Origin of the sequence: Halomonas sp. AOP7-E1-9 (assembly GCF_052376035.1) — a bacterium.
In the GTDB taxonomy this organism is placed as follows: domain Bacteria; phylum Pseudomonadota; class Gammaproteobacteria; order Pseudomonadales; family Halomonadaceae; genus Vreelandella; species Vreelandella citrativorans.
This window is the reverse complement of record NZ_JBQSVC010000079.1, coordinates 1-1683: the sequence shown is the minus strand read 5'-3', so window position 1 is coordinate 1683 and position 1683 is coordinate 1. Positions and strand designations below refer to the sequence as shown.

The following is a 1683-nucleotide window of genomic DNA, read 5'->3' as shown; positions in this document are numbered from 1 at the left end:
CGGTAGTTGTCAAGAAATCTGTCGCCTCTGAGATCATTCAGGCCACCTGTTTTTCCGGTTCAGCGACGGTGACCTGGAGCTCCCGCTCCGGGTTAAGAGATACGGTGCCAATCGGCGTCCAATTGCGGGTCTTGCCGCTCCAACGAGCGGGGTTGGCCGCACGCGCTGCCTGATTGATGGCATGCCGCTTTGCCAGCACGCTAGTATCCTCGCCAGCATGTCGCTGTGCCGGTGTCACCAGGCGGATCCCGCTGTGGCGATGCTCGTGGTTGTACCACTGCACGAAGCTGGCCACCCACTCACGGGCGTCGTCGACCGTGGCGAACCCATCAACTGGGTAGCAAGGCCGGTATTTACAGGTGCGAAACAGCGCCTCCGAGTAGGGGTTATCATTGGAGACCCGCGGCCGGCTGAACGATGGCGTGATGCCAAGGTCATGCAGCTTCTCCAGCAGCGTCGCACCCTTGAAGGGGCTGCCGTTGTCCGCATGCAACACCAGCGGCTGATCGATGATCTGCTCGGCCAGCACCGCCCGCTCCAGCACGGTACGGGAGTTGTGGGCCGACTCGGCCAGGAACACTTCCCAGCCGGTGATCTTGCGGCTATAGATGTCGAGCAGCATCACCAGGTAGTAGTACTGCCCCTTGATCGGACCGCCCATCCATGTGCAATCCCACGACCACACCTGGTTCGGCGCGGTGGCCTGGTAGGTCGTGGGCTTGGCGCGGCGCTGAGGTACTTTGGCGCGGCCACGATGCACCACTTCTCGGTGCTTGTGCAGGACGCGGTAGAACGACGAGGGGGAGGCCACGTAGCGCTGCTCCTCGTCGAACAGACGCACCACGATCTGCTCTGGCGGCAAGCTCGCGTACTCGGGGCGGTGGCACACGTCGAGGATCTCCTGCTCTTCGGCCGGTGTCAGTGCGTTAGCCGGCACCGGCCGGTCGACCAAAGGGCGCTGGTCCTCGCGTAGCTCGCCGTCGCGCGTCCAGCGTTGGTACGTTCGGGCGGTGATGCCCAGCTCGCGACAGGCGGCTTCCAGGCGGGCCCCTTGGGCCCGGGCGTCTTCGATCAGCGCGATAGCGCGTTGGCGATCTGGGGTGCTGATCATTCGTCCTCGTCCCCCCAGATCGCCCTCGCCTTTTTTCGGAGGGCCAGTAACGCTGCGGTTTCCGCCAAGGCCTCGTTCTTGCGAGCCAGCTCCTTCTCCAACGCTTTGATGCGCTTGCGCTGCTGCTTGGCCTCGTCGGCCTCACGCTGGCGTTCCGAGTGCGAGAGACTGGCGGCCTGCTCACAGTCATTCCGCCAGCGCTCCAGCTGTTCGGGATAGATCCCCCGACGGCGGCAGTATTCCGCGGTTTCCTGGGCGTTCATCGAGGCAGTTTCGATCACGGCGTTGAACTTGTCCTTGGACGACCAGCCATCGGCGCCCTTGCCCAGAGCATCCGGCAGGCACCGCCCCTCAGCGCGGGCTTCCTTGCGCCACTTGTAGACGGTGCCCAGCGAGATCCCTTCCTGCTCCGCGATCACCTTCGGGGAGAGGTTGTGGGGAGGCAGCAGCTTGGTCACTACGGCTTGCCGGCGCTCCTCAGAGTAACGAGGCATGAGTGTCTCCTTTCGCCCCCTGATCGGTTTATAAGAACAGGGTATCAGAGGGTGCGACACTCATCCTGACACTGGGGG

At 63.7% G+C, this 1683-nt stretch carries 1 protein-coding gene; it reads right to left on the bottom strand.

The annotated features are described in order from the left end of the window. Positions 1 to 37: 37 nt before the first annotated feature. Positions 38 to 1605 (bottom strand): IS3 family transposase gene (locus ACT3R4_RS18355; RefSeq protein WP_444622827.1). Its coding sequence is split into 2 segments (ribosomal slippage): positions 38 to 1140 and positions 1140 to 1605, totalling 1569 coding nucleotides; the frame shifts between segments, so codons are not numbered across the junction. Between the last annotated feature and the right edge of the window lie 78 nt (positions 1606 to 1683).